The sequence below is a fragment of the Klebsiella sp. C349492 genome (genome assembly GCF_042055345.1).
GTDB lineage: Bacteria > Pseudomonadota > Gammaproteobacteria > Enterobacterales > Enterobacteriaceae > Klebsiella > Klebsiella scottii.
Genome location: NZ_JANQCE010000020.1, coordinates 1 through 1,225, shown reverse-complemented (window position 1 = coordinate 1,225; position 1,225 = coordinate 1). Strand labels below are relative to the sequence as shown.

The 1,225-nt window shown below is 48.2% G+C and carries 1 protein-coding gene; it reads right to left on the bottom strand.

Features of this window, described 5'->3' with window-relative positions; all coding sequences use genetic code 11:
- Positions 1–9 precede the first annotated feature (9 nt).
- On the bottom strand, positions 10–1,170 hold the full coding sequence (locus NWP14_RS27730; RefSeq protein WP_375216314.1) for an IS30 family transposase: 1,161 nt from the start codon (positions 1,168–1,170) through the stop codon (positions 10–12).
- Between the last annotated feature and the right edge of the window lie 55 nt (positions 1,171–1,225).

Sequence of the window (1,225 nt, the reverse complement as noted above, 5' to 3'; positions counted from 1 at the left end):
GCTGTGAGTTCAACCGATGGATGCAACACATTGATTGAACCGCTCTGCGGGTGATTCATAGTCTAGCGTTTTTCTCGGCCTTTCGTTGAGCAGTCTGGCAACACTGTTAAGTCTTTGCTGGCTGTGAACCGATAAGTCAGTTCCTTTGGGAAAATATTGCCTGAGCAATCTGTTCGTATTTTCATTTGAGCCGCGTTGCCAGGGAGATTGAGGATCACAGAAATAAATCTGAATGTCTGTCGCTACAGTAAATCGGGTGTGGCTGGTCATTTCAGCCCCCCGATCCCATGTTAGTGTTTTATAAAGCTCAACAGGTAATTCCCGGGCTTGTCTGATGAGTGCAGATATAACCGTTATGGTCTTGTTGTCTCTGATTTTGGCCAGCATAACAAAGCGGGAATGGCGTTCTACGAGAGTGACGATATAGGAGTTTTTCGAGCCCTGGATCAGATCACCTTCCCAGTGACCCGGTATGGCTCTGTCTGCGACTTCAGGTGGCCTTTCGCTTATCGATATCGCATCCGGGATTGATCCTAACCCTTTCCCTTTAAGCGATGACGTTCTGGATCTACGAACCGCTCTTCCGCTTCTGAGGCATTGCTGCAGCTCTTTTTTTAATGCCCCCCGGGTTTGTATAAAAAGCGTTTTATAAATCGTTTCGTGTGACACATGCATTTCCTGATTATCCGGATAACAGCGTTTCAGCCAACCGGCGATCTGTTCCGGCGACCAGTCCTGATACATCTTCTCTGCAATGATTTTACACAATGTGGGGCTTTTAATTAGCTTGCAAGGTTTTGGTCTCAGAGCATTTTCCCACGCAGCAGCATCGGCTTTTGCTGCACGGTATTGTTTGGCACCTCCGTGCCTCCTGACATCGCGGCTAATCGTTGAGGGCGCTCTTGATAATTTGGCAGCGATGTCCCTGATACTGAGTTTTGCTACCAGTCCTCTGGATATCTCCTCTCTTTCATCAAGCGAAAGCGCTAATCGGTGCCGCTTTCGCACGGGAGGACGGTAGCCACCTGTCTGGTGGATTGTGGGCATGATAGAAGAATGAAATCTGTCGAACATTCTGGCGATATCATGCAGGGAATCACCTTGCTTATATCTGTCCCAGATAATCGCCTTCTGCTCTGGCGTGTAGTTAATCCGAGTTCTTCGTTTCATGGCAACGTCCCCCTTGATTAAGGATAGCGTTGCATCGACCCATTGAACTCACAGC

What these genes read in the sequence shown, in the direction of transcription:
- NWP14_RS27730 (WP_375216314.1), bottom strand. Translation starts at nt 1,170, where the DNA reads ATGAAACGAAGAACTCGGATTAACTACACGCCAGAGCAGAAGGCGATT.